This is a genomic window from Bartonella sp. AU18XJBT (assembly GCF_028618595.1).
GTDB lineage: Bacteria > Pseudomonadota > Alphaproteobacteria > Rhizobiales > Rhizobiaceae > Bartonella.
This window is the reverse complement of record NZ_JAQITE010000113.1, coordinates 1-2,050: the sequence shown is the minus strand read 5'-3', so window position 1 is coordinate 2,050 and position 2,050 is coordinate 1. Positions and strand designations below refer to the sequence as shown.

The 2,050-nt window shown below is 28.7% G+C and carries 1 pseudogene; it reads right to left on the bottom strand.

What is annotated here, in order from left to right:
• Positions 1 to 256, bottom strand: a pseudogene (locus tag PVV60_RS10285) (hypothetical protein); the annotation flags it as partial.
• Positions 257 to 2,050: the final 1,794 nt, after the last annotated feature.

Below are 2,050 nucleotides of genomic sequence, written 5' to 3'. Positions count from 1 at the left end.
AAACCTTGGCTTTCCCTCCGACCCAGCAATTGCCCTCATGAGAGAGGTTGCTTTCACCTTGTATAAAACCACCTAAATCGCCTTTTTTTACATCTCCAAAATCTCTTAAAGCTCTAATCCTATGAAGCGTTTTAAAGCCAACCTCTATTGTCTCACCTGTAAATTCGTATTTTTTTGCAGGATTTTGTTGATTAGCAAGCGTGGTTTCATTTGCAATATTAGAGATAATGGGGGTGTTTTTTGAGATATTTGTCATAATTAAACCTGTATGTTTTAAAAAGTTTTCAATTGACAACCCTATAAGGGCGCCGGGCGTTGAAAACACGGCATACAGTCCGTTGTTATGCTTTTCCCATAAATGGGTATTGTATGGCATAACCACACCCGACATAAATACATACACTTATAACATAAAGCGTTGTAATAATCGAACTTTGTAAAGGAAGAAACAATTTTGGTTGTTTATCCACTGTATGTTTAGTGTTTTCATCACTTGAGTATTTATATAACAAAATACGTATTTATTGTCAAATAATATTTTATCTTTTTTTGATATTTTTCTTATTTTTTAAATACGTTGTGTATTGATAATATCTTATGCTTATTAATTGCTTCTTTTATATTTATGTGCTTTTAAAGCTATATTATGGGCTTTGTGAAACGATTGCGTTATTTTCTGAATTTATACATTTATAATATTTAAAAACGCTCTCATCATGCGTATTTTTATCTTTATAACTTATCTGTTTTTTGCTAAATGGTTTTTAAAGATTTCTGTTAATTTCTTTTAATAACACATTTGCAACTTAACAGCTTTTTATAGGAACTGTTTTTATAACCAATGCCTTCATTTGCATGTGATTATGAAAGCCTGCTTTTTTCACGCGTATTTTATAGCTGTTATGTTCTTTATAGCCCCCGCATCATTTTTTATTTTCATAAGAGAAATGATAAATAGGATATATGATAATTGTGATTTATTGCTTGTTATGAAAACATCTCAATAGAAACTGATAATTATAGAGATGAGCAAAATCCCTTTTAATAGACTTTTGTCATTTTTGTCAGTTTAGTCAGTTAACTCTAACCCCTATAGTATTTTTTTTAAATGAGTAAAAATTAAAAACATTATATTTCAATAGGTTAGTATTTTAATGATGCAACCTTTATTAAAAGACAACCCATAAATTCAATTCATAATGTATATTTGTCAGTTATGTGTCAGTAAATTGAACTGACAAACTAGATTATTTTAGTGAATGATTAAAATGTGCTTTATGAAAAGCATATGCTCCTTTAAAGCCTTTTCAAAAGATAGTTTGTAACTCATAAGAAGTGCTATCAAGACCATTATGGTTATGAGTTTTGAAGATTTTGAGTATTTTGAGGGTTCCTTTTACGCCCCTTTATATATTATTTTTCAATCAAAAAATAAAAGTTATTATATTTCAATATGTTAATCTTTTAAATAAACAACCCATATTACACGCAACACGTAAATACAATCTGTAATATATATAAAAAGGGGTTTTGAAGGTATTTTGAGGGTTTGAGAAACCTTCAAAACCTATAAATAATATAAGAAAATGAATATACATAGCTCTCTTTAAACAAAGCTTTTGAAAAGGATAAAGCTATCATTTTAAATTACGGTATAATCTTTTAAAGGCAATGTAAAAAAATCTAATTCTATTTAAGAGTGGGTTTCTTAAAAGTCTTAAAGTAATCCAAAGTAGAGTATCTCAAAGTGCAAATGATTTCTTTTTAGAATAACGCATATAAGCACTCTTTTTAAGATTGTATCTAATCAACTTAACAAGAGAGGTATAGATTATGGTTATAAGACTCTATACCCCTTGTGAGTTTAGCATACCCATTATGTGAGCACGCTTTTAAGTTATTCAGTTTCTCTGAATGAAGGATACCATAACCATAATAAAAGATATCTTCTTTTGTTATGGTTTTAGTAAGTAAGCAGAGAGGCACTTCTTAAACTTATATCTGTATTATTATCGCGTTTTTTGCTTATTTTAGTAATAAGCTATTGTCA